The following is a 25,470-nucleotide window of genomic DNA, read 5'->3' as shown; positions in this document are numbered from 1 at the left end:
ACACAAACCTGCTGTTTTTCCATAACTCTCAATATTTATATTCCCAAGATACCATACCAAAGTAGCCATCATAATCTTGGTTTACACTGCCCAGACTTCCCTCATCACTTGCAAACAAATAGTCATCTTCATCATAGTTTTCATATCGAATGTTCAGCTTGAGGCTTTGTCTATCATCCACACGATAGGTACCATTGAGCTCCAAGCGATGGCCTTGCGAGCGATTATCGGGGTAATCAAAGTCAGTGTTTGAGGTCGTCGTTGTCTTTCCTTTACCGTAGCTATAACTATAATCCACCCCAACATCAAGTTGCTTGTCCATCAGGTTATTCTTATTTCCCCCAACACCAATCACGACAGCTTCGTCAGTCAGTTCTGAAGAATATCTAGAAAAGTCAGGGGCATTACTGTTTGCATTCTGCTGCTTAGATTCAATTTGCTGGTAATTAAGGTAGGCATAACCCACCGTATTTTCATCATGCTGATAATCGATAGTGGCATCATAGCCATAATCTTTACCCGAACTTCTACCGATATCGGGGGTCGGGTAATCTTCATCGCCATACCATGCTTCAGCAGACAGCTGGGTTGAGTCACTCAGCTGATAGCGAACATCTCCTCGCAATTCTAACCTTTCCCTATCTGCTAAATAATACTGTCGCAAATTTGGGCTACTGCTACTGTCATTTCTCCAACTCGATCCATTTCGATCTTGCCACGACGCTTTGGCACCGGCACTCCAGTCTCCAACAGGCTTATAACGTGTTGAGATATACACTGTGTTTTCATTGGTGCTTTTCCTATCGGCTTCTTCCCGAGAGCGAGAGCGATACCGATAGTCATACCCTCCCTGAATTTTCCAAGAGCGGTTATAGCGATAATCCCCCACCAGTTCGATCCCACTTTTACTTCTGTCTGTCGTAGGCCTCGTTTGACCAATCACCGCATTTTTATCCGAACGGTCATCGCGATCACGGTAGTCTGCACGCACTTTCACCGACGCTTTGTTGGTCAAACGATTGCTATAGCCCGCATCGACCTGAACCGTATTGACCTTGCCGTCAAATTTATCCTTTTGGTTTGGTGAGTCAGGAAAGACATTCAACCCGCCATCAGATGTCGACTCCTGCCATAGTAGCCTTCCGTCAACCGTCTGCCTATCAAGCCTGTAATTACCCGATACTGAAAGTTGATGAAATTCATTATTGGGCTCGTAGGCACGTGCATCGGCAAATGGATCGCTGGTCGGCCCAAAATACAACGCTTGATTATCGTTACGGAAAACAGAAGCTCTATAAGCGGCATCGATAAGCCAATCTTCCTCAAGATAGGAAACACCAACGGCTGTATTCAACGTTTCATGCGAAAGTGGTTTTTGAATATATCCGGGGACACTGCCCACTCCCGGCACCCGGTTATCATAGAAGGAATACGCACCCTCTTTTTGTTCAAAGGTCATATCCGCATAGGGCTGCCAAGGGCTTGGAGGGGTGTATTTCAGTCCGATCTGAATTTTCTCCCGAATGGATTTTTTATCGAACTTTCTTAACTCCCCTTCAGTCAATGTCGTACCATCACCACTGTATGCAGATAGGCTATCGTCATTCCAGTAATACGGAGACTGGCTGTAATAGAGACTTCCCCGTATGCCGTCATATTCTCCCAGTTCAGAGCCCACTCGAAAGCGCTTCAACCCCAGATCTTCAACCTCAAACCGCGAGTACTCGCCAGCATCGTTTACTTGTTCTAAATCAGCATTGAGTGTTCCTACAGCCCCTGTACCACTGTGTGTCGGCACCCAATTATTGAACCGGGTTGACCCGCCGTTATCTGAGTAACCGGCACCTAATGTTGCACTCCCTTTCCACTCACCATCACTTGAGCATGCTGTGCACTCCCAATCCGTAGTATCAACCTCTTTCGCTCCTTTGAGTGAGTAATCTTGATAGGGTTTCTCTGCTGGTACACTCTCTTCTTCGGCATAACCACAAAATGTCATCGTCGCAGTCAGCCAATAAATGGGATATACAATCTTCATTGCTCTGCTCTCATTTTCTCAAAGTTAGACCGCGAGGATGATTGGTGCCATGTACCTGGTTATGGCAATTCATGCAACTCCCTCCACGAACACGTAAGTCCCCGTCGGGTATGTCTACCTGAGCGTGAGGAACCCGGTGACAGTCTTGGCATAACTGAGGCATTCGTTTATCCAGCATCGCACTATTAATGGAACCATGCGGGTTATGGCAATAACTGCAATCCTCAGATACCGGCTCATGTTCCCATAAGAACGGGCCGCGTTTTTCAGCATGGCACTGATAGCAATTCTCGTTGATATCCACCTGCTTCAGGCTGGCTTCATTGATTGACTGATGTGGGTCATGACAGCTTGAGCAAGCCATCACCCCATCGCGTATCGGATGGCTGGAGCGCTTATGCAGCTGAGCTTTTACTTGGCCATGGCAACCTGTACACGTTTCTACCTGCGTTGCCTGATCGAACATCGGGTCTTTAGCCTGATGCAATTTATGGCAGCTTGAGCAGCTCACATCTTCAAAAGCATGCACACTGGAGTGCCAATTCCTTTGTGCGCTATCTTGGTGACAAGACAAACAGGTACTGTTTTGCTTACTGGCCGGCACAGGTGAGTTTTCGCCAAAAGTGATCATGGGCTCACGGACATTATCCCCTCTAGGGTTACGGTGATGGTTTCCCAGCGGACCATGACAGGCTTCACATTGGCGATCGCCCATAGGGCCGTGGGCAACGCCAAGGCGACCGTGGACATTATCGAAAATCCCCGTCGCTGGCCGCTCTGAATCATCGCCATGACAACGCAGACATGTCTCAGCGCCATCCCGTGAGTACTTGCCATCTTCAAATTTTTTATCCAATGCCGCCTCAACAACTTCACGGGGATCACTGTTGTCGGTTTCGGCAAAAGTTAACATGCTGACCAGCATTATCATGATCCCGCCAGCTGACCACTGCCACCACTTTCTCTTATTCATTTAATTTTCCTTACCCAGGAGTTCTCAGCATAATCAGGGTTACTGGCGGAACCGGTATACGTCATGGGCAACATCAACACCCACGTCCTGCCCAACAGAGTGGCATGTTGCACACTGCTCGCTGCCGGTTGCATCGGCCGCACTATCAGCGGCAAAAACCGCGCCGTTCCTCAGCATATGGGATATCGCAGCGTCACCGTCTGCCGGACTATCAGGATCTACATCACCGAGGTTGGATGCCAGATGACAGCTGCCGCATACCACCAGAGTAGGGCTAAAGAACTTATTCTCACGCTCTCCCTCATCGCCAGCAGACACACTGGCTAAAGATGGACGGCTGTTTGCTTGGTTCGGTAAGTTATATTGCGATGCGGTATGGCAAGCCTCACAGTTTGCCAAATTACCGGGATAACTCGACTCGCCGCTTCGCTGCGAGCCAAAGCCATGAAATGAATGTACATGATATTTCAGATCACCCGGGATCCCTGGGTAGAAAGCAGCTCGGGTCGCATTATGGCAACTGGCACATTGCTCAAAATCTTTGGCTGCGTGCGCCTGACCGGCTCCACTATATAAATGAACAGTCAGATCGTTATGACACTCATTACACGACGCTAAATCAGCCCCTACCGCTGTTTTTTCATTAGCAGAACTGCCCCCAACATCAAAAGTAGCCCAGACCGCATTGGCTGCTAGCAGGTATTCACTGACTCTATCATTCTCCAATGAGCCGTCATCGCAAGCAATCAGGGCTGGCTGCTCCGCTTTCCTATCTGTACACAGCGGCATTTCTGCATTCGTTACCACCAAGACTGAACTGGCAGAAGGCTTAAGCTCTGTTTCGCCATTCGGGAAGGCCTTCTTGCACAGGAACTGACCATCTCCCATTGCACTGCACTCTTCAGGCATATTGATCCGAACGCGATTGGCGGTATAGCTAATTTCAAGACCATTGCCGTTATTCCAATTAACCAGCAAATATGCCGAACCATGGCGAATGAAAGGTGCGATATCATCAAATGTGGCGACGCCCTGGCCATTAAGGGTCAGTGTGATATCCACCTCAAAGTCTGGATCACTAAAACGGGCCGAATTAATAACCAATTCAAGGGTATCTCGCCCCGCTTGCATCGATACCAAGCGACCACTATGGACAGACTGTACCGGAGCTCTACCCTCTACACCGTGGCAACCTTCGCAACGGTCATTGGAAGGAAACTCAGTAGAATGTGAGTTCCGCACGGTATGACAGGCACCACAGGCTTCAGCGGTTGAGTGATTAAACCAATTATCAGCATCTGCGGTTGAGGACGTCACTTCCATATGGCAGGTATCGCAGTTTCGAGCGTCCTGTGGATACGGCGAGCCGACCAATTCAGGCTCCCCCTCATCGGGTATATCGAAAACATTACCGTGCTTGTCGTGCACAATAACGGCGAGAGAGCGGCGTGTTGAATTTGGGTTACTGTCGTTATGGCAGGCAGAACAGATTTGCGGCTCGACCCGGTTTGCGGGTGCTCGAGTACCGTGGAAGGGCGCTTCGCCCATATGGCAAGTGGTACAACTGGAGTTATCTAATATATCTCTCGACAATGAAGCCGAGCCGCCAGATGGAACCCAGTCTAATGTGTAGTTAATAACAGGGATATCTGCTAGCGCATCACCATAACGAAGCGCAAACCGGTGGAGTGCATCCGGCTCCCACTCAATCACTGCGGCATCTTCAGGTGCAGGTTCAACTGACAATTGTGCAGGGTCAACCACTTGGGTAACGTCAACAGAGAACGTATACCGGTAGCTCCCCACCGCTAATTGCTCAAACTCACCACTGGACTCAAAGTTTGGCTTAGCATCGGCCGCCGGTGCCTGACTGCCATAAATAAAACTCTGCCAAAAACTGTTATCACCAGTATTTCGCCCTTCACTGGCCTTTAGCACCGCAAAGCTCAAGCCATTTTCAAGCTCAAGCTGGAACGGTGCACCGGTTCCGTCCGTTGCGGTGAATTCAACAGACAACATTCCATTATCATCTAACACCGGTGTTTGCGCATCAATGGTTATATCGTTCGGATCCGGCGGTGGTGAATTCTGATCACTGCCTTGGTTATCACAAGCTTGAATGAAGCATATAAGAATAATAGCTAATACAAATCGTATAACAATCATCAGATTAACCCACACTAACAGGTTGGAAGGTACCCTTGCGCTTGATGAGATACAGCTTTAGTCCACAGCTTCAAGCAAGGCTTAACAAACAAGTAAGAAATATAGCTACAGTTGCCTACCTCTTTGGCTGAGAATCTGGTGATAAAGGGGAGAAACATGTCAATTTAGGCGTAATTAGTTGATGTAAAGAGAAAAAAAGACCACCTCAAAATTAAGACCAATCCTTGAATGGCGACATTGTTCTCAACTTCACCTTTGCTCTCACTCTTTATATTAATTGGCGGGAAAGGAGCAACTGTCCTATCTTTGATGACAAAAAACACATCGTGACAGTGTCGCGTTCACAGGAGTAAACAATGACAGTTTTTAAACGACCAATTGCCATTAGCTGCCTACTCATCGGCAGTTACTGTGGTTCGGCAATGGCAGTCAGTGATGAGCTGATAAAAAGTTGTGATGCATGCCATGGGGCTAACGGTGTAAGTAAAAATACAAACATTCCATCTATCGCGGGTATTGCCGAATGGAACCTCAGCGATCAAATGTTGCAATACCTCGACGGCAGACCAGCTAAAACTGTCAACCATGTCATAGGTGACACCAGCCAAAGCGGAAATATGAAAACTATTGTCGAGGGGCTTACTGAAGATCAGATCAATGATCTCGCCAGTTACTACTCGTCCAAACCTTTTGTTAAAGCCAAGCAAACTTTCGATGCAACCAAAGCAGCGGCTGGTAAAGAAGTCCATATGGCCAAATGTGATAAATGCCACTCAAAAAGTGGCGGCGACCCATTCGACGAGGCATCTATTCTTGCTGGACAGCAAAAAGGCTACATTCTGCGCTCTATGAACGAGTACAAAAACGGCCAACGTGACGGTGACAAAGGCATGGTAGACGCCATCAAGGCCTTGAGTGCCGATGATATCTCTGCCGTTGTTGAGTTTTATGCAAGCCATCAATAAATGAGGAATAACCAGCCGTGACAAACTCCAACAAGCCGAGCAGTACAGTCTGGCGTAAATTGCTATGGGGCATACCCCTTGGTGGGTTTATTGCTTTTGTCTTAGGTATCGGGGCAATGGCATCCTTCCATTGGACTATGGACTATACCAATAGGAATCAATTTTGTTACGGGTGCCATATTGGTATGGATACCATTGTTGAAGAATACCAAGCCTCGGTACACTTCAAAAACACAAAAGGCGTGGTGGCCGCAACTTGCAGCGACTGCCACGTCCCGCGTGAATTCATCCCAAAAATGATGCTGAAAATTGGTGCGACGGCTGATATTTTCCATATGATGCGCGGTACTATCACACTGGAAAATTTTGAAGCTGAACACCGTCCTCGACTGGCAAAGAAAGTCACTGAAGAATACAAAGCCAATGATTCCAAACAGTGCCGCTACTGTCATGATGTGGATAATATGGATTTTGAGAACCAGTCGCGTAATGCCAGCCGCCGTCACCAAACTATGGCGGACAGAGGACAAACTTGCTTAGACTGCCATGCTGGAATCGCCCATGAACTTCCTAAGCCAGTAACCAAAGAAGCCGCTGCAGAATAAGGCTGATGCTCATCAAATAGTTAAATAGCTAACATTTTTTTGGTGCCCGCATTGCGGCTCGTATACCAGTACGCTACCGTGAAGATATCTATTTAGTAGCATAACAGGGACTTTCATGCGTCGTGTTGTATTCAATCAAAAAGGTGGGGTGGGAAAATCCAGTATTACATCCAACCTTGCCGCCATCAGTGCCGCAAAAGGCTATAAAACACTTCTGATCGACTTAGATGTTCAGGGCAATAGTAGTCATTACCTCGGCTTTGATATCAATGTCGACAACAGCAAGAATATCGCTGAACTACTCAACCAAACAGTCGGTTGGTTCTCAGTTTCCACGCCTATCAAGTCCTACCCTCAACCGACGGCATTCGAAAATTTAGATATTATTCCTTCCAGCCCCAAGCTGGAAAAAATCGAATCGGAGCTGGAACGCCGCTACAAAATTTACAAGCTGCGCGATGCCCTCGACGAATTGGAAAAGGAATATGACCGTATTTATATTGATACGCCACCGAATTTGAATTTCTTCAGCAAGGCAGCATTAATTGGTGCCCATAAGCTATTGATCCCTTTTGACTGTGACAGCTTCTCGCAACAAGCTTTGATGACCTTGCTCAACAACGTGTCTGAACTACGCGACGACCATAATCCCAAACTTGAGGTCGAAGGCGTTATTGTCAATATGTTCAATGCTCAAGCGAAGTTCCCGGCAAAAATCATTGAAGATCTGAAAGACATCGGTTTACCAATTCTTGAGCCTTACCTACCGTTGTCGATAAAAATGAAAGAATCCCATTACCACCAACAGCCGCTAATTCACTTGTTGCCGAACCATAAACTCAGCCAGTCATTTATTGACCTATTTGCCACACTAGAGCATACAGAAACGGCAACAGTCAGTTAAGTACTCTTTTTTATTGGATAATATGGAATTTAAGCCAGCATTCGTCACTGCACTGACATGCTGGCTTAGCTTTATCAATAACCAATCGCTGATAGACCCCACAGAATAAAAAGTGATTGAAATCACACTTTTATTCGCCTTGGCGGCGAGAAATAATCCGCCGCGCTCAAACCATAAGCAAACAGTCACCATAAATTAAAAAAGCCAACTCAAATGCTTGCACGAGGGATCATCAGTCGCTAATATGCTCCTCGTTCTCTGAGGGAACACAGTACGACCGTAGCTCAGCTGGTTAGAGCACCACCTTGACATGGTGGGGGTCGGTGGTTCGAGTCCACTCGGTCGTACCAATTTCTAGTTTAAATCTAGAACACAATATGCGTCTGTAGCTCAGCTGGTTAGAGTACTACCTTGACATGGTAGGGGTCGGTGGTTCGARTCCACTCAGACGCACCATCTTCTTTTGAAGATACAGTACGACCGTAGCTCAGCTGGTTAGAGCACCACCTTGACATGGTGGGGGTCGGTGGTTCGAGTCCACTCGGTCGTACCAACTTCTTACTTAACCTGATAAGAAGTACAAAATTTGGGTCCGTAGCTCAGTTGGTTAGAGTACTACCTTGACATGGTAGGGGTCGGCGATTCGAGTTCGCCCGGACCCACCAAATTCCAGTAAACGCACTACCTCTTTGAGGCTCCCAAGCGTTTATTCGGGCGATTAGCTCAGTTGGGAGAGCACCTCCCTTACAAGGAGGGGGTCACTGGTTCGAGCCCGGTATCGCCCACCATTTCTTTTCGTAAGAAGCAAAAGCCTGCTCATTGAGCAGGCTTTTTTGCGTTTATTCCCCGTACGACTTCTCATTTCTTTCAATTACTCCCGCAGCATATTAGTGCGTTTACATTCTTGTGATTTAACACCATTTTTCACCACCAATTCAGTATTACCTTTCAGTAAAAGAACAAATCCATAGAACCATAATCTTTAGGATTCAAAAACATAGATACATTTCACTAATTAATAAATCACTAACATGGAGTCGTTAACATATGAGTGATATAAGTACGCAGCAGCCTACCAAGAAAAAGTTAAGCTTTCCTTCTGCCTATACCGTGTTGTTTGCTGTTGCAGCCATCGTTGCCCTTTTGACTTGGGTGGTCGATGCCGGTGTCTATAACAAGCTTTCTTACCAAGGCGATAGTTTTACTATCACCTACGCTGATGGCACGACGTCCAGCCTACCTGCAACCCAAGACAGTCTTGATAGTGTTGGTATCAAAGCAGATCTAGAAAAGTTTGTTAATGGTGATATCTACAAACCCGTCGGGATCCCCAACTCCTATACCGAGGTTGAGCCTAACCCCCAAGGGATAATGGAGCTGTTCCAATCCCCTATCCAAGGCATGTACCAATCTATCGATGTGGTGTTTTTTGTACTGGTTATTGGTGGCTTTATCGGTATCGTCAACCACTCTGGTGCCTTTGGAGCGGGTATAAACCGCTTATCACATATCATGACAGGCAGGGAAACCTGGTTAATCGTCATTGTAACCGCGCTCATCGCGTTGGGCGGTACGAGCTTTGGCATGGCTGAAGAAACCATTGCCTTCTATCCAATTCTGGTGCCGATCTTCATTGCTGCGGGTTACGACGCCATTGTTGCCCTTGCTGCTATTTATCTCGGCTCTTCTATTGGTACCATGTGTTCTACTGTTAACCCATTTTCGACAATTATTGCATCGAATGCTGCGGGTATTAACTGGACACTGGGACTAAACTCACGCTTGGCCCTACTGATCATCGGTACGCTCACCTGTATGCTTTATATCATCCGCTACGCCAAACGGGTTAAAGCGGATCCGAGCCAATCTCTAATTTACAGCCAAAAGAAAGAAATCGAAGCGCGTTTCCTAAAGAACCTCTCAACCAGCGAGCAAGGCAATAAACTTGAAAAGCATCATTCACTGATCCTCGTTCTGTTTGCCATGACATTTTTGGTCATGGTCTATGGCGTATCTTCACTCGGTTGGTGGTTTGAAGAGATGACAACCCTGTTCTTTGTCTCAGCCATCATTATCGCGTTAGTCGATCGCATTCCCGAAAAAGAATTTGTCCGTGAGTTTATCCAGGGCGCGAATGATTTGCTTGGGGTTGCTCTGATCATTGCTATCGCAAGAGGCGTCACCGTACTGATGGACGGCGGTATGATCAGCGATACTATTCTCCACGCCAGTGCATCCATGGTTGATGGAATGGATAAAGGACTGTTCATCGTTGTGATGATGTTCCTTTTCGCCGGCGTGTCTTTCTTTGTCCCCTCCTCATCCGGCCTCGCGGTTCTCTCTATGCCTATCATGGCACCGCTGGCAGATGTCGTAGGCATCCCGCGCGACAACATTGTGAGTGCCTACCAATTTGGTATGGGACTGATGGCCTTTATCACTCCGACAGGATTAGTGCTTGCCTCGCTAGCCATGGTGAATGTGACCTTTGATAAGTGGCTCAAATTTGTCATTCCACTACTCGGGCTCCTGATTTCTCTCTCTGCCTGTACTCTGCTAATTAGCGTTTATATATAGTACAAATGTAGATACGTTTCCTACCGTACAAATCACAGCCTGCACCTTTTGCAGGCTGTTATTGTTAAACTTCCAACGCTTAATTCTCATTACTTAGCGCGCTCAATATGCAAGCTAAATCACTGAACGAATTACCTTTAATCGACTAGAATAGATATACCTTCCAGCAATTCATCACTTAATGCGTTGTTCTTACCAAAAGGAATTAGGTTAACAATGAATCATATTCTAGACGTTACCACCTCACTGCTGGCTTCTACTTACCGTTGCTGGCACGGTACAGTGGCAGACAAAATAACCGAGCAACCGGAGCAAACACTCATTTTGTTCGATCAAGAGAGTAATGCTGAATGCCGGCAAGTACGTGAAGTGCTAACCCAGCTGAACTTGGATATTCTCATCGTCCCCTGCCCTAAAGGCGGTAAAAATATTGCTTCGCTACAATCCAAATACGGAGAAGCAGGAGGGATCCAGCCACCTGTTTTTGTCGATAACAACCAATCTAAAGCCATGTTTGGTGCGAAAGCCATCCTTAAGTACCTTAACCAATATTATGGTCCGGTAAGTGTATCGACGTCCCTACTTGGTAAAGTCACCAACCAAGTGAGTTCAACACTAGCATCTACCGTTCGATTAAATTCAGGTACGCTTGCCCAACCTTCCAACCAACCTGAGCTTCCTTTGATTTTATACAGCTTCGAGTCGAGCCCGTTTGCGAGGCTGGTGCGTGAAAAGCTGTGTGAAATGGAATTAACCTATATTTTGATCAATCTTGGCAAGCAACAGATTTCAGATATGGGGCCCGCGAACATGCGGTGGAGCCTGAAGCCCTATCAACCATTGCCCAATACCAAGCGAGAAGCCTTCTTCAAGCAATACGGTAATGTTCAGGTGCCTTTCTTGATGGATCCCAACACCAATACTGCAATGTTCGAATCAAAAGATATTGCGACCTACTTAGAACAAACTTACCTCAGAGTAGAATAAGAATAAAAATAAAGCCGTGTTTATAGCAAAACACGGCTTTATTTTTAAGGAAGCAGCTTTTACCGCTGGGAGGATCATTGCAGATCAAATCGATCGGCATTCATCACTTTGGTCCACACATTGACAAAGTCATTAACAAACATCTCTTTACCGTCATCAGAGGCATACACTTCGGCTACCGCCCTGAGCTCTGAGTTAGAGCCGAAAATGAGATCAACGGTAGTCGCAGACCACTTCTTATCGCCACTTTGACGATCATGGCCTTCATAAATACCCTCTTCTTCAGACTTGCTCCATTTGGTCGACATATCCAGCAAATTAACAAAGAAGTCGTTGCTCAAGGTGCCAGGATTGTCGGTTAGGACCCCATGCTGACTACCGCCAGTATTGGCATCAAGCACCCGCATACCGCCTATCAATGCGGTCATTTCTGGTACAGATAAATCAAGCAAGCTGGCTTGGTTCACCAAGGCTTCGGCTGGGCCATAGTAATTGCCTTCACTAAAGTAATTCCTAAACCCGTCCGATTTAGGCTCTAGTACCGCAAAAGACGCTATATCAGTTTGCTCTTGACTGGCATCACCACGGCCAGGCGTAAATAGTACTTCCACTTCATAGCCCGCTTTTTTCGCAGCCTCTTCAACCGCCATTGAACCAGCAAGGACAATCAAGTCAGCCATGGAGACCTGTGCCCCACCCGCTTCATTGAATTCACTCTGCACTTTCTCTAACGCAGCGAGTACTTTGCCAAGCTCTTCTGGATTATTCACCGCCCAGTCTTTTTGAGGTTCAAGGCGAATCCTTGCGCCATTGGCACCACCGCGCATATCGCTGGCACGGTAAGTAGAAGCTGACGCCCACGCCGTTCTAATCATCTCAGGTCCCGTAAGGCCTACATCCATGATCGCTTTTTTCAGGTTGGCTATATCACTATCACCGATAGCAGGCGATGTTGCTTCTGGGATTGGGTCTTGCCACAGCAAGACTTCTTCAGGCACTTCACTGCCGAGGTAACGCACTTTAGGCCCCATATCGCGGTGAGTTAATTTGAACCACGCTTTGGCAAACGCCTTGTCAAATTCATCAGGGTTATCACGGAAGCGCTGGGTGATTTTCAAAAACTCAGGATCTTTTTTCAATGCCAAGTCTGTCGTAAACATAATTGGCGCGTGGCGCTTGTCTGCGATATGCGCATCAGGGACGAGATTGGCGGCGTTCTCATCCGTTGGGATCCACTGCGTGGCCCCTGCCGGGCTTTTCACCTGTTTCCACTCAAACTTAAGTAGATTATCCAAATAGAGAATTGACCACGCTGTCGGTGTTGAGGTCCATGCCCCTTCTAGGCCGCTGGTAATGGTATCTTCGGCATTCCCTTTACCGCACTTGTTCATCCAACCCAAGCCTTGCTCTTCAATAGGCGCAGCTCCGGGTTCTGGGCCAACACAGTCTTTCGGTGGTTTGGCGCCGTGGGCTTTACCTAGGGTGTGGCCGCCCGCAACCAGTGCAACAATTTCTTCATCATTCATAGCCATACGGCCAAAGGAGAGCCGCATGTCTTTTGCCGCATCCAACGGGTCATGGTTCCCTCCCGGTCCCTCAGGGTTTACATAGATCAACCCCATTTGTATGGCGGCCAAGTCACCTTGTAATTTTCCATCGTCTGTCCGGCGCTCATCAGCTAAGAATGTTTTCTCTGGTCCCCAATAGACTAAATCAGGCTCCCAGTCATCCGTTCGGCCACCAGCAAAGCCAAACGTTTTGAAGCCCATCGACTCCAATGCCACATTCCCGGTTAAAATCATCAAATCAGCCCACGACAAGGCCCGACCATACTTCTGTTTAACTGGCCATAATAGCCGTTTGGCTTTATCTAAGTTGGCGTTATCAGGCCAGCTGTTTAACGGGTCAAAACGCATTTGGCCGCCATCAGCACCACCACGTCCATCACCAACCCGATAGGTACCAGCACTGTGCCACGCCATCCGGATCATAAATGGCCCGTAATGACTAAAATCTGCGGGCCACCAATCTTGCGAAGTCGTGAGCACCGCCTCGATGTCCTTTTTCACTTGAGCAAGATCTAACGTTTTAAAGGCTTCGGCGTAACTGAAATCGTTACCATAAGGGTTAGAGCGGGTGTCATGGTCACGAAGTGCGCTCAAGTTGAGTTGCTCTGGCCACCAAAACTGGTTGGGTTTTGCTTCTCCAGCAAACACTGAGGCTGGCTGTGTAACTAAAATGGCAGATAAGATTGCTGAAGCAAGCATAGTTCGTGAATGCGTTTTCATTATTAGATCCCTTTCCGCGAGCTCTAAGAGCAGTAACTCTAGATTAGGAGTGCTGGTTTGAAAACGACATTGGGAATTTCCGAACACTGTTATCAGAAAAAATGATTGACAAGAATCAACCGATTAATCCTGATAAATCAGCTATTAAGCAATGATGATTTACAAATGTTAGCTAGGGCTTCAATGCTCGACAGGCAGGTATAATTCGGTCGAAAAACAAAAGCGATCCTTCTGTGCGGGCTGGGTTCATTTAAATGAATAACAGACAGCTGGCCATTGGCAGCAATCAACTGTTCTTTGGCCATTGCCGGGATCAACGTCGTTCCCAGATTCCCCTGCACCATCTGGATAAGGGTATTCAAACTGGTAGCGCCAAATCCATGGTTGGCACGCTGCTCTGTCAGTTTACACACATCCAGCGCATGATCTTTGAGACAATGCCCCTCTTTAAGCAGCATTAAACGAGTTTGAGTCACTTCATCACTGGTAATTTCGGTTTGCTGTGAGTGCAACGTGCCTTTAAGAGTGACCCAATAGAAATCTTCCTGCCAAAACTCCAAGCTCAGTAGTCCTTCGCAGGGATAGGGTAAAGCCAAAATGGCAGTGTCGATTTCACCGCTTCTGACCATATCCACCAATTGTTGGGATTGCTCTTCAACCACGTTAATTTGCGCTAATGGGAAGCGTTCATTGAGATAAGGAAAGATCCGAGGCAGTAAATAGGGTGCAATCGTCGGAATAACACCAAGACTCAAAGGAAAACTGAGCGGCGCACTTTGGCTACCTGCCAAATGTTCCAAATCCTCAACTTGTAACAGAATATCTTTTGCCCGCTTCAACACCTCACGGCCAATTGGCGTCACCAAAACTTGCTTATTATTACGCTCAAAGATTTGCAGCCCGAGCTGCTTTTCCAACTCACTCAAAGCCGCACTAAGGGCGGACTGACTCACAAAACAGAGATCCGCGGCTTTCTTAAAATGTAAGGTTCTTTCTACGGCAAGTGCATAGCTCAGCTGCTTGATAGATATCATTCGGCCTCAAAATCAGTACAGTCGACCCAAAAGACGCCAAAGCTCGGATTCAAACCTAAATATCGCTGAACCCGTACCTTGGCGTTAATTGGGATTAAGTATAGACAGTGAGTTAGGGCAAACTGTGTTGGTTATTGCGCCTTCTTGATCTTTTTCTCTGTCATCGGTTGCTCTGTTTTCTCTTCATTTTTGCTTTTCGGAGTAAACTCGACGACATGCTGGGTTTCTGCAGGGAAGGTCGTCCCAAAAAACTTGCCACCACGATCGATGCTCAAGTTATCGCAGTAGATGCTGCCTGATACGATGCCTTTGTCTAAAATTTCTATGGCATTAGCATGGCAGGTACCTTCCACTTGACCGTTAACGATGATCTTATCAGCCCACACCTCTCCTTTAATTCGGCCTGTGCGGCTTACAACCAGGCTTTTTTCCAGCTTCATTGTGCCATCAATAATTCCGTCAACCTGCATATCACAACTTAGCTTGAGTTCGCCTTTGATGTCACACCCCGCTGCGATGACAGTTGTAGTTGTTTGCTGACTTGCTGCTCCACTTTCTTTATTAAAGATGCCCATTGAATATTTCTCTCTTCTTCAAAAATGTGTTCAAAATTATCCAAGCTCCAATCAACGAACGGCCGAGGATTCAATGCCCGCCCAACGAAGCGTACTTCGTAATGCAAATGTGGCCCGGATGACAAACCTGAATTACCGGAATACGCAATAAGATCGCCTTTATTAACGAAGTCACCGGACTTCACAGCAAATTTTTGTAGGTGTGAATAGGATGAAGAAAAACCAAATGTATGCTGAAGGCGAAGAAAATTGCCTGAACCTTCATTACTAGGACGTATTGTTTCAACGACGCCGTCAGCTGGAGCATAAATAGGCGTGCCAGTATTAACCGCAAAGTCCAGCCCGCGGTGCAAGGTTCTACGTCCCGTTACAGGGTGCGTCCGATAACCATACTGGGAAGACTGCCTCACATCTCCCACCGGTGACCCATTAGGCAAGCCCTCAAGGATGGTAACCCGAACTGCTGAATTAATGGCTGCAACATCCAAACGCTGTTCAATCGCTTTGGCTTCACCCGTAATATCGACTCCAAGCAATGTTTCCAGCTCATGGAGTCTGTCCGATACCCCACTCAATCGATTTTCACGAGCATCCAAATCCGCCTCGAGATCAAATTTTAACGAGTTCAGCTGCTCAAGCTCTTCAGTCAATGATGATGACTGGGCTTCCAATTCCATTTGTTTATATTTCGCATCATCAGCTTCAGTTTTTAAGTACACCATCCAACCAACAGCTGTAACAGTTATTGTTATGGCTGAAATTGCTAGCCAACGCAGGTTACGTTGGGCTTTATTGCTGAGCTGAAAATGTTTGGATCCGTGTATCGATGAAACCGATATCGTGATTTGTTCCTTCATAGAGATACCGCTATTGATACATCACCTACTTTGTAAGCGACCAAGGTTCAATTTTTATTAAGCGAGTCAGTTCAAATTCTTCAAATTAACATTCAAGCTATTTATTGTTAGTATGCAATTAGCTGTTGTTAAAGCATTTTTGCTTACCAATTTTTAACAGCCCATACTGACAGTTTGCTTACTAGGGACAGTAACAGATGATAACAATCAAGGCATTTTTTCGGCGTAAACCTTGGATACTCTCCGCATTTATTTTGCTCGGAATCAGTCTCTGGTTGTTCAGTGGCTACCAACCCTCCTCCTCTGATACCGCTGAATTCCAAGGCGCGACAGACACGTCATCTACTCCACCACCCTTGGCCAAAGTGGTCATCGAGCAGTTTTCGGTACAACCGATAACACGCACACTTTCCCTGTATGGGCGTACCGCTCCTAACCGTAAAGCGACCCTTGGTGCAGAAGTCGCTGGAAAAGTTGAAAGTTTGTTAGTACGTAAAGGGCAGCACGTTAAAACGGGCCAACCGCTAGTCCAACTCGATAAGGCTGACCGCGAGCTTCAACTTGCTCGTGCCAATGCCATTCTCAAAGTCAGAAATCAGGAATTTAATGCTTCAAAATCACTGAAAAATCGTGGCCTGCAGGGTGAGGTGGCTTTCAGTCAGGCCGAAGCCAACCTTATTGAAGCCAAAGCACAACTCAGAAGCTTGGAACTGGCATTAGCCAATACCGAAATCTACGCCCCTTTCGACGGCGTTATCGAGCTCCTCCATATTGAAAAAGGTGACTACTTAGGTGTCGGTGATCCCATCATTTCTATTGTTGATTTAGACCCACTGGTGATCAGCGCTGATGTCAGCGAGCGTCATATCGACAAGGTCTACAATAACCAACAAGCCGAAGTCAGCTTAGTCACTGGGGTGGTTGCAACCGGTACCCTCAGCTTTCGAGGCGCCGTTGCCAACGAGGCAACCAATACTTACCCAATCGAAGTGGAAATCAGTAACCCTGACATGACGCTGACGGCGGGCACCAGTGCCAATCTCGAATTAAACTTAACAACCGAACCTGCGATAAAAATCACCCCTTCCATGCTGGCGCTGGATGAAGCTGGTAATTTGGGGATTAAAACCTTAGCAGCTGACGATACTGTACATTTCGTGCCTATCTCAATCGTCAAAGTTGAACCTGATGGTGTCTGGCTAGGCGGTACTGAGAATACCGTAGAGGTCATCACTACAGGCCAAGGTTTTGTTAGGGACGGTGACACTGTCATACCTGTTCGCCGAAATTCAGCCGATCTTGGTGGGAGTGAGTAATGTTTGCCATTATAGATGCGGCGATAAACCGCTCACGTACCATGCTCACCTTGCTGGTTTTGATCTTATTGGCAGGGGTCATCACCTATCGGATCATTCCTAAAGAGTCTAACCCGGACATCACAATTCCGGTTATTTACGTCTCTGTAGGTCATCAGGGGATCAGCCCAATTGATGCCGAGCGCTTACTCGTAAGACCGCTGGAAAAAGAGCTGCGCTCAATCGAAGGGGTCAAGGAAATGAGCGCCGTTGCGTCTGAAGGCCATGCCTCTGTAACCCTTGAATTTATTGTTGGCTCAGATATCAATGTCGCCCTGACAGATGTTCGCGAGGCGGTTGATCTCGCCAAAACCAAACTGCCCGACGATGCCGATGAACCAACTGTGCATGAAGTGACTCTTGCCAGTTATGAGCCGGTATTGTCACTGGTGCTCTACGGCACCGTGCCTGAACGGACCACGATTCAGATCGCCCGTGAGCTGCAGGATAAGCTAGAAAGCTTTAAACAAGTGCTTGAGGTGGATATTGCCGGTGATCGGGAAGACGTCGTCGAAGTGATTGTCGAACCGCTATTGATGGAGAGCTACGGCCTTGATCAAGAAGATGTCTTTAACTTGGTTGCCCGTAATAACCGCGTGGTGGCCGCTGGATTTGTCGATACCGGTTATGGCCGCTTTTCAGTCAAGGTACCTTCGGTATTCGACTCGCTGAAAGATATCCTTGAACTGCCGATAAAGGTAGATGGCAACAAAGTTGTCACCTTCAGCGACGTCGCTACAATCCGCCGTGCTTACCGGGATCCTGACAGCTTTGCCCGCCTTAACGGCGATACCGCTGTTGTACTCGATGTCAAAAAGCGCGCAGGCGAAAATATCATCGAGACTGTCGATATCGTCAAGGCGGTTGTCGAACAAGCACAAAAATTAGATGAATGGCCTGACAACCTGTTGGTAGAGTACACCCTCGATCAATCTGAAGATGTAAATACCATGCTCAACGATCTTCAGAACAACATTTTGTCGGCCATTATCTTGGTCGTCATTGTGATACTAGCCATTCTGGGTACCCGTACCGCCTTCTTGGTCGGTGTCTCAATTCCCGGCGCTTTCCTTACCGGTTTATTAGTACTGGCAATCAGTGGCGTCACGGTTAACATGATCGTTCTTTTCGCCCTCATTATGGCTGTCGGTATGCTGGTAGACGGTGCTATTGTCGTCACCGAATATGCTGATCGCAAAATGCAGGAAGGAACCGGACGCCGGCAAGCTTACCGGGAAGCTGCCAAGCGAATGGCGTGGCCCATTACAGCCTCAACCGCGACTACCCTCGCCGCTTTTGCGCCCTTGCTTTTTTGGCCGGATACTACCGGTGAGTTCATGCGCTACCTTCCCCTGACACTGATTGCGACCTTGTCAGCATCACTACTGATGGCGCTGCTATTTGTCCCAGTTTTGGGTAGTGTCATCGGCAAACCCCAGTACACCACAAAGGCTGAACAACAACGTAAAATCGCCATGGAAAAAGGCGACTTCAGCCAAGCTCGGGGAGTCACCAAGCTTTACCTTAAAACCTTATCGATCGCCATTAAACACCCACTGAAAATTCTGGTCTCCGCCTTCATCTTTGCCATTTTGGTCGGGGTGGCTTACAGCAAAGCCGGGCTGGGCGTGGTGTTCTTCCCCGAGGTCGATCCCCCTCACTTTACCATCAAAGCCCGCTCCCACGGTGACTTGTCTATCTATGAAAAAGATATACTGATGAGCCAGATAGAACAGCGAATTATCGGGACTGAAGGGATTAAAAGTGTCTATACCCGCACGGGTGGCAGTAATGAAATCGGCCAGATCCAGCTCAACCCGATGGATTGGCAAGACCGCCGCCCCATCAAAGACATTATTGCTGAGATGCGGGAAAAAACAGCCGATATTGCCGGTATAGAACTGGAATTCAAGTTTCCGCAGGCCGGTCCGCCTAGCGCACATGATGTCGTCATTGAGGTATCGGGTAACAACACCGAAGACATGAATGACGCCGTTCGCCAAGTCCGTTACTGGCTAGAATCGCACCAAGCTTTCACCAATATTTCTGATTCAGCAGATAAAGAGGGCATCGATTGGGAAATCAATATCAATCGTGATGATGCCGCTCGCTTTGGCGGAGATGCAACCTTGGTGGGCAATACCGTTCAGTTTGTCACTAACGGGCTCAAGATCGGGGACTTCCTGCCTGATGATACCGATGAAGAAGTCGATATTCTGGTTCGATACCCAGAAGACAAACGTGACTTTGGCCGCTTTGATGAACTGAGGGTCAAAACACAATACGGCATGGTTCCGATCACCAACTTTGCCAGTATTACCCCCTCTCCGAAGCAAGGCACCATTAACCGCCTTGATGGCAAGCGGGTAATCGAAGTCATGGCAGATATGGCAACTGGCTACAACCTGAGCTTACAGCTACCTGTAATTAACTCGGCTATCGCTGAAATGCCCCTCGCTAAGGGGACACAGGTCATCGTTAGGGGCCAGAATGAAGATCAGGAGAAGTCTTCTAACTTCTTACAGAACGCATTTTTAGTCGCCCTCGCTGTAATGGGGCTCATTTTAGTGACCCAGTTCAACAGCTTTTATCAAGCGCTACTAATACTAAGCGCCGTGCTCTTCTCTACTGTTGGTGTCTTCCTGGGGCTACTGATTTTCCAGCGTCCCTTTGGCATCATCATGTCTGGGATCGGGGTGATATCTTTAGCTGGTATCGTGGTCAACAACAATATCGTATTGATTGACACCTATAACCAGCTACGTCATAGCGGGTTGGATAAAATCACCGCTATCATGCACACCGGCGCGCAACGTTTGCGCCCGGTTATGCTAACGACAATTACCACCATTTTGGGCCTGTTGCCGATGGTGTTGGAAATGAATATTGACTTGATCAACCGATTGGTCGAGTTTGGTGCGCCGAGTACCCAGTGGTGGTCACAACTAGCAACCGCTGTCTCTGGGGGGCTCGCTTTTGCAACCTTGCTGACATTGATCCTAACCCCGTGCCTACTTATGCTCGGGAGGGATCATAAACAACGGTTAGATGAGCGCGACTCAACACCATTCCATAATGACACCCAACCGCAAATAGCCGATCCTGTGGATGTGGTTGATAAACAACTGCAAAAAGTGTTCTCTGCACCGACAACAAATGCATCAAGTGCAACGTCCGGAGAATTAGACAGGAAGAGTTAAGCCATCACTGATCGTGAGTGAGCAGAAAGCCGCCGATTTGGCGGCTTTCGAGTGAAACCGCTAACCTAATGCCCATTTAATCACGACTGCAAGCAAGCTTATGGCCAAGATGCCGCCAAGATAAAGCACCACAAACCATAACCATCTTTTGAAACAAGGATTGATCATTAATGATACCCCTCATCCTCTTTCAATTTGCCTCTGAAGACCCAGTATGAATACGCCGTATAGGCAATGATCAACGGCAGTAGGAAAACCGCTCCGCTGAGCAAGAATTTCAAACTGGTATCCGGTGCTGCAGCATCGGCATAAGTAATGGCATGGGGAACAATGTAGGGATAAGTGCTCACACCAAAGCCTAAGAAGGCCAAAAAGAACAAGCCAAGCACCACCAAGTAGGCCTGTACGGGCTTATGTTCCATTAAGTCTTTGAACAATAGATAAACAAGGAAAGCAGAGCAGCCCGGTATTAATAAAAACAGCAGTGCCTGCGGGAAGGTAAACCAACGATCAGCGATGACCTCGTTACCAAGAGGCAGCCATAGGCTGAGGATCCCAACCATCACAACCATGGTCAACGCACAGCGCTTGGCAATGACGTAAAATCGCTGGTACATACCGTGTGGCATTTTTATAAGCAGCCAACATGCCCCCAACAACGTATATGCCGCAATGGTGACAAACCCACAATACACGCTAAACGGTGTGAACCAATCGAACCAGCCACCGCTATATGCACGCCCTGTAACTTCCACACCCTGAAGCAAGGTTCCAAGGATCATCCCTTGCGTAAAAGTAGCAATCAGCGAACCAAGGAAAAACGAACTGTCCCATAAAAACTGACCACGCTTGGTCCTGAAGCGGTATTCAAAGGCAACTCCCCTAAAAATCAAACCAAGCAACATCATGATGATAAGCGCATACAATGCAGGCATTGCCACCGCATAAGCCAAAGGAAATACCGCAAACAGTCCTCCACCACCCAGGACAAGCCAGGTTTCATTGCCATCCCACACAGGCGCGATACTGTTCATCATCAAATCCCGCTCTTTGGTGGACTCCGCGGAGATAAACAGAATACCAATACCGAGGTCGAAACCATCAAGGATGACATAAGCAAAAACGGCAAATGCAATGAGGATGTACCAAATTAATGCGTAATCCATAACCGATTCCTCACATACTTAATTTATTAGAAGCAGCCAAGGACTGTTTTTCTTTGTCTTCCTCACCAACATCAGGAAGGCTAGTCGTTGGGGGCAATACATACTTCGTTGGTGGCTTCCTCATTAAGCGTAACAAGTAGAAAATACCGGCACCGAAAACGGAGAAATAGACCACCACAAAAGCAGCAACAGAAACACTAACCGCAGCGGCATTCACAGGTGAGATAGAGTCGGCGGTTCGGAGCAAGCCATATACGGTAAAAGGTTGTCGCCCGACTTCGGTGGTGATCCAGCCGCACAGTAGTGCGATAAATCCCGTCGGTGCCATTGCGACACAGCAACGATGAAACACGGTGTGGTGATAAAGCTCTCCTTTCTTGCGTAGCCATAGGCTGAACAGCCCTATTGCTAGCATCATAAAGCCCAATCCAACCATAATTCTAAAACTCCAGAATACAATGGCTACGGGCGGGTGCTCATCGTCCGGAAAGGCATCCAACCCTTTAACTTCACCATTCCATTCATGGGTTAGGATCACGCTACCGAGGTGAGGGATAGCAACCTTGTAATCAACTTGTTTGGTTTCATCGTTAGGTAGCCCAAACAAAATCAACGGCGCACCTTGCTGAGTTTCATAGTGGCCTTCCATCGCTGCGACTTTGGCCGGCTGGTGTTCGAACGTGTTAAGGCCATGGAGATCGCCCACGACTATTTGAATCGGCGTGACGATAGCTGCCATCCAAAGCGCCATCGAAAACATGGTTCTGGCTAAGTGGTTATTTTGGGATTTGAGCAAGTGATAAGCGCCTACCCCACCGACAACGAAAGCGGTCGTCAGGAATGCAGCAAGGACCATGTGTACAAGGCGATATGGGAAAGAGGGGTTGAACACCACAGCCCACCAATCTTCGGGAATAAACTGCCCCAGTTCATTCATTGAATACCCAGCAGGTGTTTGCATCCAGCTATTGACCGAGAGGATCCAAAACGCCGACATCAATGTCCCGATTGCAACAATCACTGTCGCCATAAAGTGCAGATTCTTACCAACCCGATTCATCCCGAAAAGCATGACGCCCAAGAAGCCCGCTTCTAGAAAAAACGCCGTAAACACTTCGTAGCCCATCAAAGGACCAAGTACTGGTCCGGTTTTGTCAGAAAAGACACTCCAGTTAGTCCCGAATTGGTAACTCATGACGATACCGCTAACGACGCCCATACCGAAACTGATGGCGAAGATCTTTATCCAGTACTGGTAAAGCTCGATATATTTATGTTTTCCCGTCTTGAGATACAGCCCTTCAAGCACCGCCAAGTAGCTGGCTAGCCCAATCGTGAATGCCGGAAAAATAATGTGGAATGAGACTGTAAAAGCAAACTGGAATCTAGCAAGATCAACCGCGAGTTCATTCATGGTTTCTCCTTAGTACCTAATCTACCAAGCCTTTCATTAAGTAGGGATGGCTATGGTAATAACGAAACTACTAGCACATGTTTTACGCGTTGCTTAACAGTATGGTTCATCTTGCTCGGTACGTAATAACTCAAGCTAGACAATCGACAAAAATCATGGGTTCCTGATAGCTAACGGACACCCCTTCTTCGATCAAGTCGTCAATAACGTCATCTGCCATTTCAACAAACGACTCACTGAGTAAATCGCAAATCGCTTCGCCACCATGGGTAATGGCAAGCGCGGAAAACCACAATTTCAACTGGATGGATCGTTGGGCCAATTTGCGAAACAACCCGTCACAATCCGTTCGGGCAATATTGATGATCAACTCACACAAACTAGCGGCAAGCCCTTGCTGGCGAAATGCCTCTTTGACGTAAATAGTGTGCAAGGTCAATTCATAGAACAGCTCGGTCGACTTACGCGGATTTCGATAGTCTTCCAAGTATCGGCTAAATGTCGCCACAGCAACGATTTCACCCTGGGCATACACTTCCAAGGCAACATCGCTTGTTTCATCCGATTGACGTTTATGGGAGGCTGCCATCTGAGTCTCATCAATCACAGCTTGTACCTGATGATAGTCATCATCTAAACACTCAACCTCTTCTGTCAGTGCAGACAATGGCTTAATAGCGAGTTGCCAATCTTGCTTCGGCAACGGCGGAGTAATACCTAGCATTGCTAATTCAGCCGTATTCAGCAGCGCTAAGTTCAAGGAGTCAGAATGGATTGTTGAAGATAAATTACGTGAAGACTCCATGGTCACTTCCTTACATTTTGCAAAACCGGAGTGTACCAAAGCCTCATAAAAACAGGGGGATGCGATCGAACATCTGTGAGCAGAGTTTCACTTTGTAGGCGTAGTACCAAGCAAGAAGCCTGTAACCTGTTTGTTCTGGGTCGTTAATATAGCAAAGCCCGCTGTCAGCGGGCTTAAACACGGCGCTCAAAAGCAAAATCAAAATAGCTCTGGCCAGAAGCCTTTATTTGCGGCAATCAAATCATCAAGAACCGCCTTTGCAACAGATGCACTTGGTACCGTTTTTGAAAGTGTCATCGCTTGCCATGCTTTTTGATAAGACTGCTCATGCCATGCATCAACAATAAGTTTTTCAACACTCACCTGCTGCGTCATCAATGCTTTTTGGAAAGTGGGTATATGGCCAATAGATAATGGTTCTGGCCCTTTTTTTCCAACTAGGCACGGAATTTCTACCATTGCATCATTATCAAAGTTAGCTATTGCACCATGATTTGGCACGATTAGCAGCATACGCTCTTTGGTGTTGAATGCGATAGCACGCGCCAAGTCCACAATAAATACTGCATGTTCGTCCGCTTCGAAATCGGCCCCCTCAAAGGTACCCTCTGCGATCACTTTCCTCGCGGTTGCAAAAACTGTCGCTTCCCTGCCATCCATTACCTCGTTGGCGCGTGTATATTTTTTGTCGGAATGTGAAACGACGTAATCAGGGAACAAATAATACTTGAGATAGGTATTAGGGAGCGTTTCCGGATCCAGAGCTTGCACATCACGAACCTTTTGCAAGGTATCCACCCAGGAGGGTTGATTACACCAAAGGTTTTGATTATCACCTTGTTCTTCAAGCATCTTAGGAACCAAGTAACCATGCTCTTTGACGTGCCTAATCAATAACGGCATGAGATCATTACCTTCTTTGTCATGGATCTCTTTCCACCAACCGAAATGGTTTAAGCCGTAGTAGATGGCATCAAATTCCTTCGCAGATTTAAACCCTAGTATTTCAGTCAAGTGCGACTCGATACCAACAGGCATGTCACAAATATTTATAATTTGCGCATTTGGTTTGAATCGACGGCACGCCTCTGCAACGATAGCGGCAGGATTTGAGTAATTTAGCATCCATGCGTTTGGTGAGTATTTTTCCATGTAATCAATAAGCTGGATAATAGGGCCAATAGAGCGTAAACCATAGGCTAACCCGCCCGGCCCACACGTTTCTTGGCCCACTACACCATGCTTCAACGGGATTTTCTCATCTTGTTCTCGCATGGCATATTTGCCAACGCGAATATGCGCCATCACGAAGTCGATATCACTAAATGCTTCTTTTGGATCTGTGGTGTAACTAAACTCAATGTCTGGCGCCCGCTCGCGCAGTAAAATTTCACATGCTTTGGCAATTGTCTCTTGGCGCTCTGCGTCATTGTCATAGAACTTCAGTTTTTTTATTGGGAAGTGATGCTGATTGTCTAGCAGCATCATGACAATACCCGGTGTAAATGTACTGCCGCCGCCGGCTATTACTACATTATGTGTTTTCATAGTTAATCCCCAC

At 47.2% G+C, this 25,470-nt stretch carries 18 protein-coding genes and 5 tRNA genes; 12 read left to right on the top strand and 11 right to left on the bottom strand.

The annotated features are described in order from the left end of the window. Positions 1-28 precede the first annotated feature (28 nt). Genes L4D79_RS13465 through L4D79_RS13455 form a run of 3 tightly spaced genes read right to left on the bottom strand, consistent with a single transcriptional unit; the run spans position 29 to position 5,177 of the window. Positions 29-2,038: an MtrB/PioB family decaheme-associated outer membrane protein gene (locus L4D79_RS13465; RefSeq protein WP_428652077.1), complete on the bottom strand. Its 2,010-nt coding sequence runs from the start codon at positions 2,036-2,038 to the stop codon at positions 29-31. Between the two features lie 10 nt (positions 2,039-2,048). Then, a complete protein-coding gene (locus tag L4D79_RS13460) occupies positions 2,049-3,011 on the bottom strand; it encodes a DmsE family decaheme c-type cytochrome (RefSeq protein ID WP_428652076.1) in 963 nt (320 codons plus the stop codon). 39 nt (positions 3,012-3,050) lie between these two features. Continuing rightward, on the bottom strand, positions 3,051-5,177 hold the full coding sequence (locus L4D79_RS13455; protein WP_428652075.1) for an OmcA/MtrC family decaheme c-type cytochrome: 2,127 nt from the start codon (positions 5,175-5,177) through the stop codon (positions 3,051-3,053). Between the two features lie 356 nt (positions 5,178-5,533). Here L4D79_RS13455 and L4D79_RS13450 point away from each other — a divergent pair, with 356 nt between their 5' ends. The 10 genes from L4D79_RS13450 (at position 5,534) to L4D79_RS13405 (ending at position 11,215) form a co-directional block, all read left to right on the top strand. Next, entirely contained in the window at positions 5,534-6,142 is a 609-nt protein-coding gene (locus L4D79_RS13450) for a c-type cytochrome (protein WP_428652074.1), read from the top strand. 17 nt (positions 6,143-6,159) lie between these two features. After that, positions 6,160-6,747, top strand: coding sequence for a NapC/NirT family cytochrome c (locus L4D79_RS13445; RefSeq protein ID WP_428652073.1), 588 nt, complete (start codon positions 6,160-6,162; stop codon positions 6,745-6,747). 115 nt (positions 6,748-6,862) lie between these two features. After that, the gene (locus tag L4D79_RS13440) at positions 6,863-7,651 is read left to right on the top strand and encodes a ParA family protein (RefSeq protein WP_428652072.1); all 789 of its coding nucleotides are present in this window, start codon (positions 6,863-6,865) and stop codon (positions 7,649-7,651) included. Positions 7,652-7,924: 273 nt separating this feature from the next. After that, positions 7,925-8,001 (top strand) — tRNA-Val (locus L4D79_RS13435). Positions 8,002-8,030: 29 nt separating this feature from the next. Continuing rightward, positions 8,031-8,107 (top strand) — tRNA-Val (locus tag L4D79_RS13430). Positions 8,108-8,127: 20 nt separating this feature from the next. After that, positions 8,128-8,204 (top strand) — tRNA-Val (locus L4D79_RS13425). Positions 8,205-8,239: 35 nt separating this feature from the next. Next, positions 8,240-8,316, top strand: a tRNA-Val gene (locus tag L4D79_RS13420). 47 nt (positions 8,317-8,363) lie between these two features. Beyond that, positions 8,364-8,439: transfer RNA gene (locus L4D79_RS13415), tRNA-Val, on the top strand. Positions 8,440-8,698: 259 nt separating this feature from the next. Further along, positions 8,699-10,228 (top strand): YfcC family protein, encoded by a 1,530-nt coding sequence (locus L4D79_RS13410; protein WP_428652071.1) that lies wholly within the window; start codon positions 8,699-8,701, stop codon positions 10,226-10,228. A gap of 216 nt (positions 10,229-10,444) precedes the next feature. Beyond that, positions 10,445-11,215 carry a glutathione S-transferase N-terminal domain-containing protein gene (locus L4D79_RS13405; protein ID WP_428652070.1) on the top strand — a complete coding sequence of 257 codons (771 nt, stop codon included), beginning with the start codon at positions 10,445-10,447 and terminating at the stop codon, positions 11,213-11,215. A 74-nt stretch (positions 11,216-11,289) separates the two neighbouring features. Here the strand turns inward: L4D79_RS13405 and katG are convergent, their stop codons facing one another. From katG to L4D79_RS13385, 4 genes are all read right to left on the bottom strand, one after another. Then, positions 11,290-13,482: a catalase/peroxidase HPI gene (gene katG, locus L4D79_RS13400; protein WP_428652595.1), complete on the bottom strand. Its 2,193-nt coding sequence runs from the start codon at positions 13,480-13,482 to the stop codon at positions 11,290-11,292. A gap of 158 nt (positions 13,483-13,640) precedes the next feature. Next, positions 13,641-14,537, bottom strand: a complete 897-nt coding sequence (locus tag L4D79_RS13395) for a hydrogen peroxide-inducible genes activator (protein WP_428652069.1) — start codon at positions 14,535-14,537, stop codon at positions 13,641-13,643. 131 nt (positions 14,538-14,668) lie between these two features. Beyond that, positions 14,669-15,007: a bactofilin family protein gene (locus L4D79_RS13390; RefSeq protein ID WP_428652068.1), complete on the bottom strand. Its 339-nt coding sequence runs from the start codon at positions 15,005-15,007 to the stop codon at positions 14,669-14,671. Between the two features lie 8 nt (positions 15,008-15,015). Then, complete coding sequence (locus L4D79_RS13385) at positions 15,016-15,969, bottom strand: M23 family metallopeptidase (RefSeq protein WP_428652067.1); 954 nt, start codon at positions 15,967-15,969, stop codon at positions 15,016-15,018. Positions 15,970-16,166: 197 nt separating this feature from the next. On the opposite strand from L4D79_RS13385, the gene L4D79_RS13380 reads away from it, so the two are divergent. Together L4D79_RS13380 and L4D79_RS13375 are read left to right on the top strand one after the other, a co-directional pair. Further along, positions 16,167-17,285, top strand: coding sequence for an efflux RND transporter periplasmic adaptor subunit (locus L4D79_RS13380; protein ID WP_428652066.1), 1,119 nt, complete (start codon positions 16,167-16,169; stop codon positions 17,283-17,285). Then, positions 17,285-20,524 carry an efflux RND transporter permease subunit gene (locus L4D79_RS13375; protein WP_428652065.1) on the top strand — a complete coding sequence of 1,080 codons (3,240 nt, stop codon included), beginning with the start codon at positions 17,285-17,287 and terminating at the stop codon, positions 20,522-20,524. Before L4D79_RS13380 ends, L4D79_RS13375 begins: the two co-directional genes overlap by 1 nt. A gap of 167 nt (positions 20,525-20,691) precedes the next feature. Here L4D79_RS13375 and cydB read toward each other — a convergent pair whose 3' ends face one another. The 4 genes from cydB to L4D79_RS13355 form a co-directional block, all read right to left on the bottom strand. After that, the gene (gene cydB / locus L4D79_RS13370) at positions 20,692-21,690 is read right to left on the bottom strand and encodes a cytochrome d ubiquinol oxidase subunit II (protein WP_428652064.1); all 999 of its coding nucleotides are present in this window, start codon (positions 21,688-21,690) and stop codon (positions 20,692-20,694) included. 10 nt (positions 21,691-21,700) lie between these two features. Continuing rightward, entirely contained in the window at positions 21,701-23,104 is a 1,404-nt protein-coding gene (locus L4D79_RS13365) for a cytochrome ubiquinol oxidase subunit I (RefSeq protein ID WP_428652063.1), read from the bottom strand. A gap of 130 nt (positions 23,105-23,234) precedes the next feature. After that, on the bottom strand, positions 23,235-23,909 hold the full coding sequence (locus L4D79_RS13360) for a GNAT family N-acetyltransferase (protein ID WP_428652062.1): 675 nt from the start codon (positions 23,907-23,909) through the stop codon (positions 23,235-23,237). A 198-nt stretch (positions 23,910-24,107) separates the two neighbouring features. Next, on the bottom strand, positions 24,108-25,457 hold the full coding sequence (locus L4D79_RS13355; RefSeq protein ID WP_428652061.1) for a 6-phospho-alpha-glucosidase: 1,350 nt from the start codon (positions 25,455-25,457) through the stop codon (positions 24,108-24,110). Positions 25,458-25,470 lie beyond the last annotated feature (13 nt).

It is taken from the genome of Photobacterium satsumensis (assembly GCF_050336935.1).
Taxonomy (GTDB): domain Bacteria; phylum Pseudomonadota; class Gammaproteobacteria; order Enterobacterales; family Vibrionaceae; genus Photobacterium; species Photobacterium satsumensis.
Note: the sequence above shows the minus strand (reverse complement) of the source record. Positions and strands in the feature narration are given on the sequence as shown.

Excerpts from the sequence above, each read along its gene's own strand:
- cydB (WP_428652064.1), bottom strand. The coding sequence starts at position 21,690 with ATGGATTACGCATTAATTTGGTACATCCTCATTGCATTTGCCGTTTTT.
- L4D79_RS13395 (WP_428652069.1), bottom strand. The coding sequence starts at position 14,537 with ATGATATCTATCAAGCAGCTGAGCTATGCACTTGCCGTAGAAAGAACC.
- L4D79_RS13465 (WP_428652077.1), bottom strand. The coding sequence starts at position 2,038 with ATGAAGATTGTATATCCCATTTATTGGCTGACTGCGACGATGACATTT.
- L4D79_RS13450 (WP_428652074.1), top strand. The coding sequence starts at position 5,534 with ATGACAGTTTTTAAACGACCAATTGCCATTAGCTGCCTACTCATCGGC.
- L4D79_RS13410 (WP_428652071.1), top strand. The coding sequence starts at position 8,699 with ATGAGTGATATAAGTACGCAGCAGCCTACCAAGAAAAAGTTAAGCTTT.
- L4D79_RS13460 (WP_428652076.1), bottom strand. The coding sequence starts at position 3,011 with ATGAATAAGAGAAAGTGGTGGCAGTGGTCAGCTGGCGGGATCATGATA.
- L4D79_RS13390 (WP_428652068.1), bottom strand. The coding sequence starts at position 15,007 with ATGCAGGTTGACGGAATTATTGATGGCACAATGAAGCTGGAAAAAAGC.
- L4D79_RS13375 (WP_428652065.1), top strand. The coding sequence starts at position 17,285 with ATGTTTGCCATTATAGATGCGGCGATAAACCGCTCACGTACCATGCTC.
- L4D79_RS13385 (WP_428652067.1), bottom strand. The coding sequence starts at position 15,969 with ATGAAGGAACAAATCACGATATCGGTTTCATCGATACACGGATCCAAA.
- L4D79_RS13405 (WP_428652070.1), top strand. The coding sequence starts at position 10,445 with ATGAATCATATTCTAGACGTTACCACCTCACTGCTGGCTTCTACTTAC.
- L4D79_RS13440 (WP_428652072.1), top strand. The coding sequence starts at position 6,863 with ATGCGTCGTGTTGTATTCAATCAAAAAGGTGGGGTGGGAAAATCCAGT.
- L4D79_RS13380 (WP_428652066.1), top strand. The coding sequence starts at position 16,167 with ATGATAACAATCAAGGCATTTTTTCGGCGTAAACCTTGGATACTCTCC.
- L4D79_RS13355 (WP_428652061.1), bottom strand. The coding sequence starts at position 25,457 with ATGAAAACACATAATGTAGTAATAGCCGGCGGCGGCAGTACATTTACA.
- L4D79_RS13360 (WP_428652062.1), bottom strand. The coding sequence starts at position 23,909 with ATGGAGTCTTCACGTAATTTATCTTCAACAATCCATTCTGACTCCTTG.
- L4D79_RS13455 (WP_428652075.1), bottom strand. The coding sequence starts at position 5,177 with ATGATTGTTATACGATTTGTATTAGCTATTATTCTTATATGCTTCATT.
- L4D79_RS13365 (WP_428652063.1), bottom strand. The coding sequence starts at position 23,104 with ATGAATGAACTCGCGGTTGATCTTGCTAGATTCCAGTTTGCTTTTACA.
- katG (WP_428652595.1), bottom strand. The coding sequence starts at position 13,482 with ATGCTTGCTTCAGCAATCTTATCTGCCATTTTAGTTACACAGCCAGCC.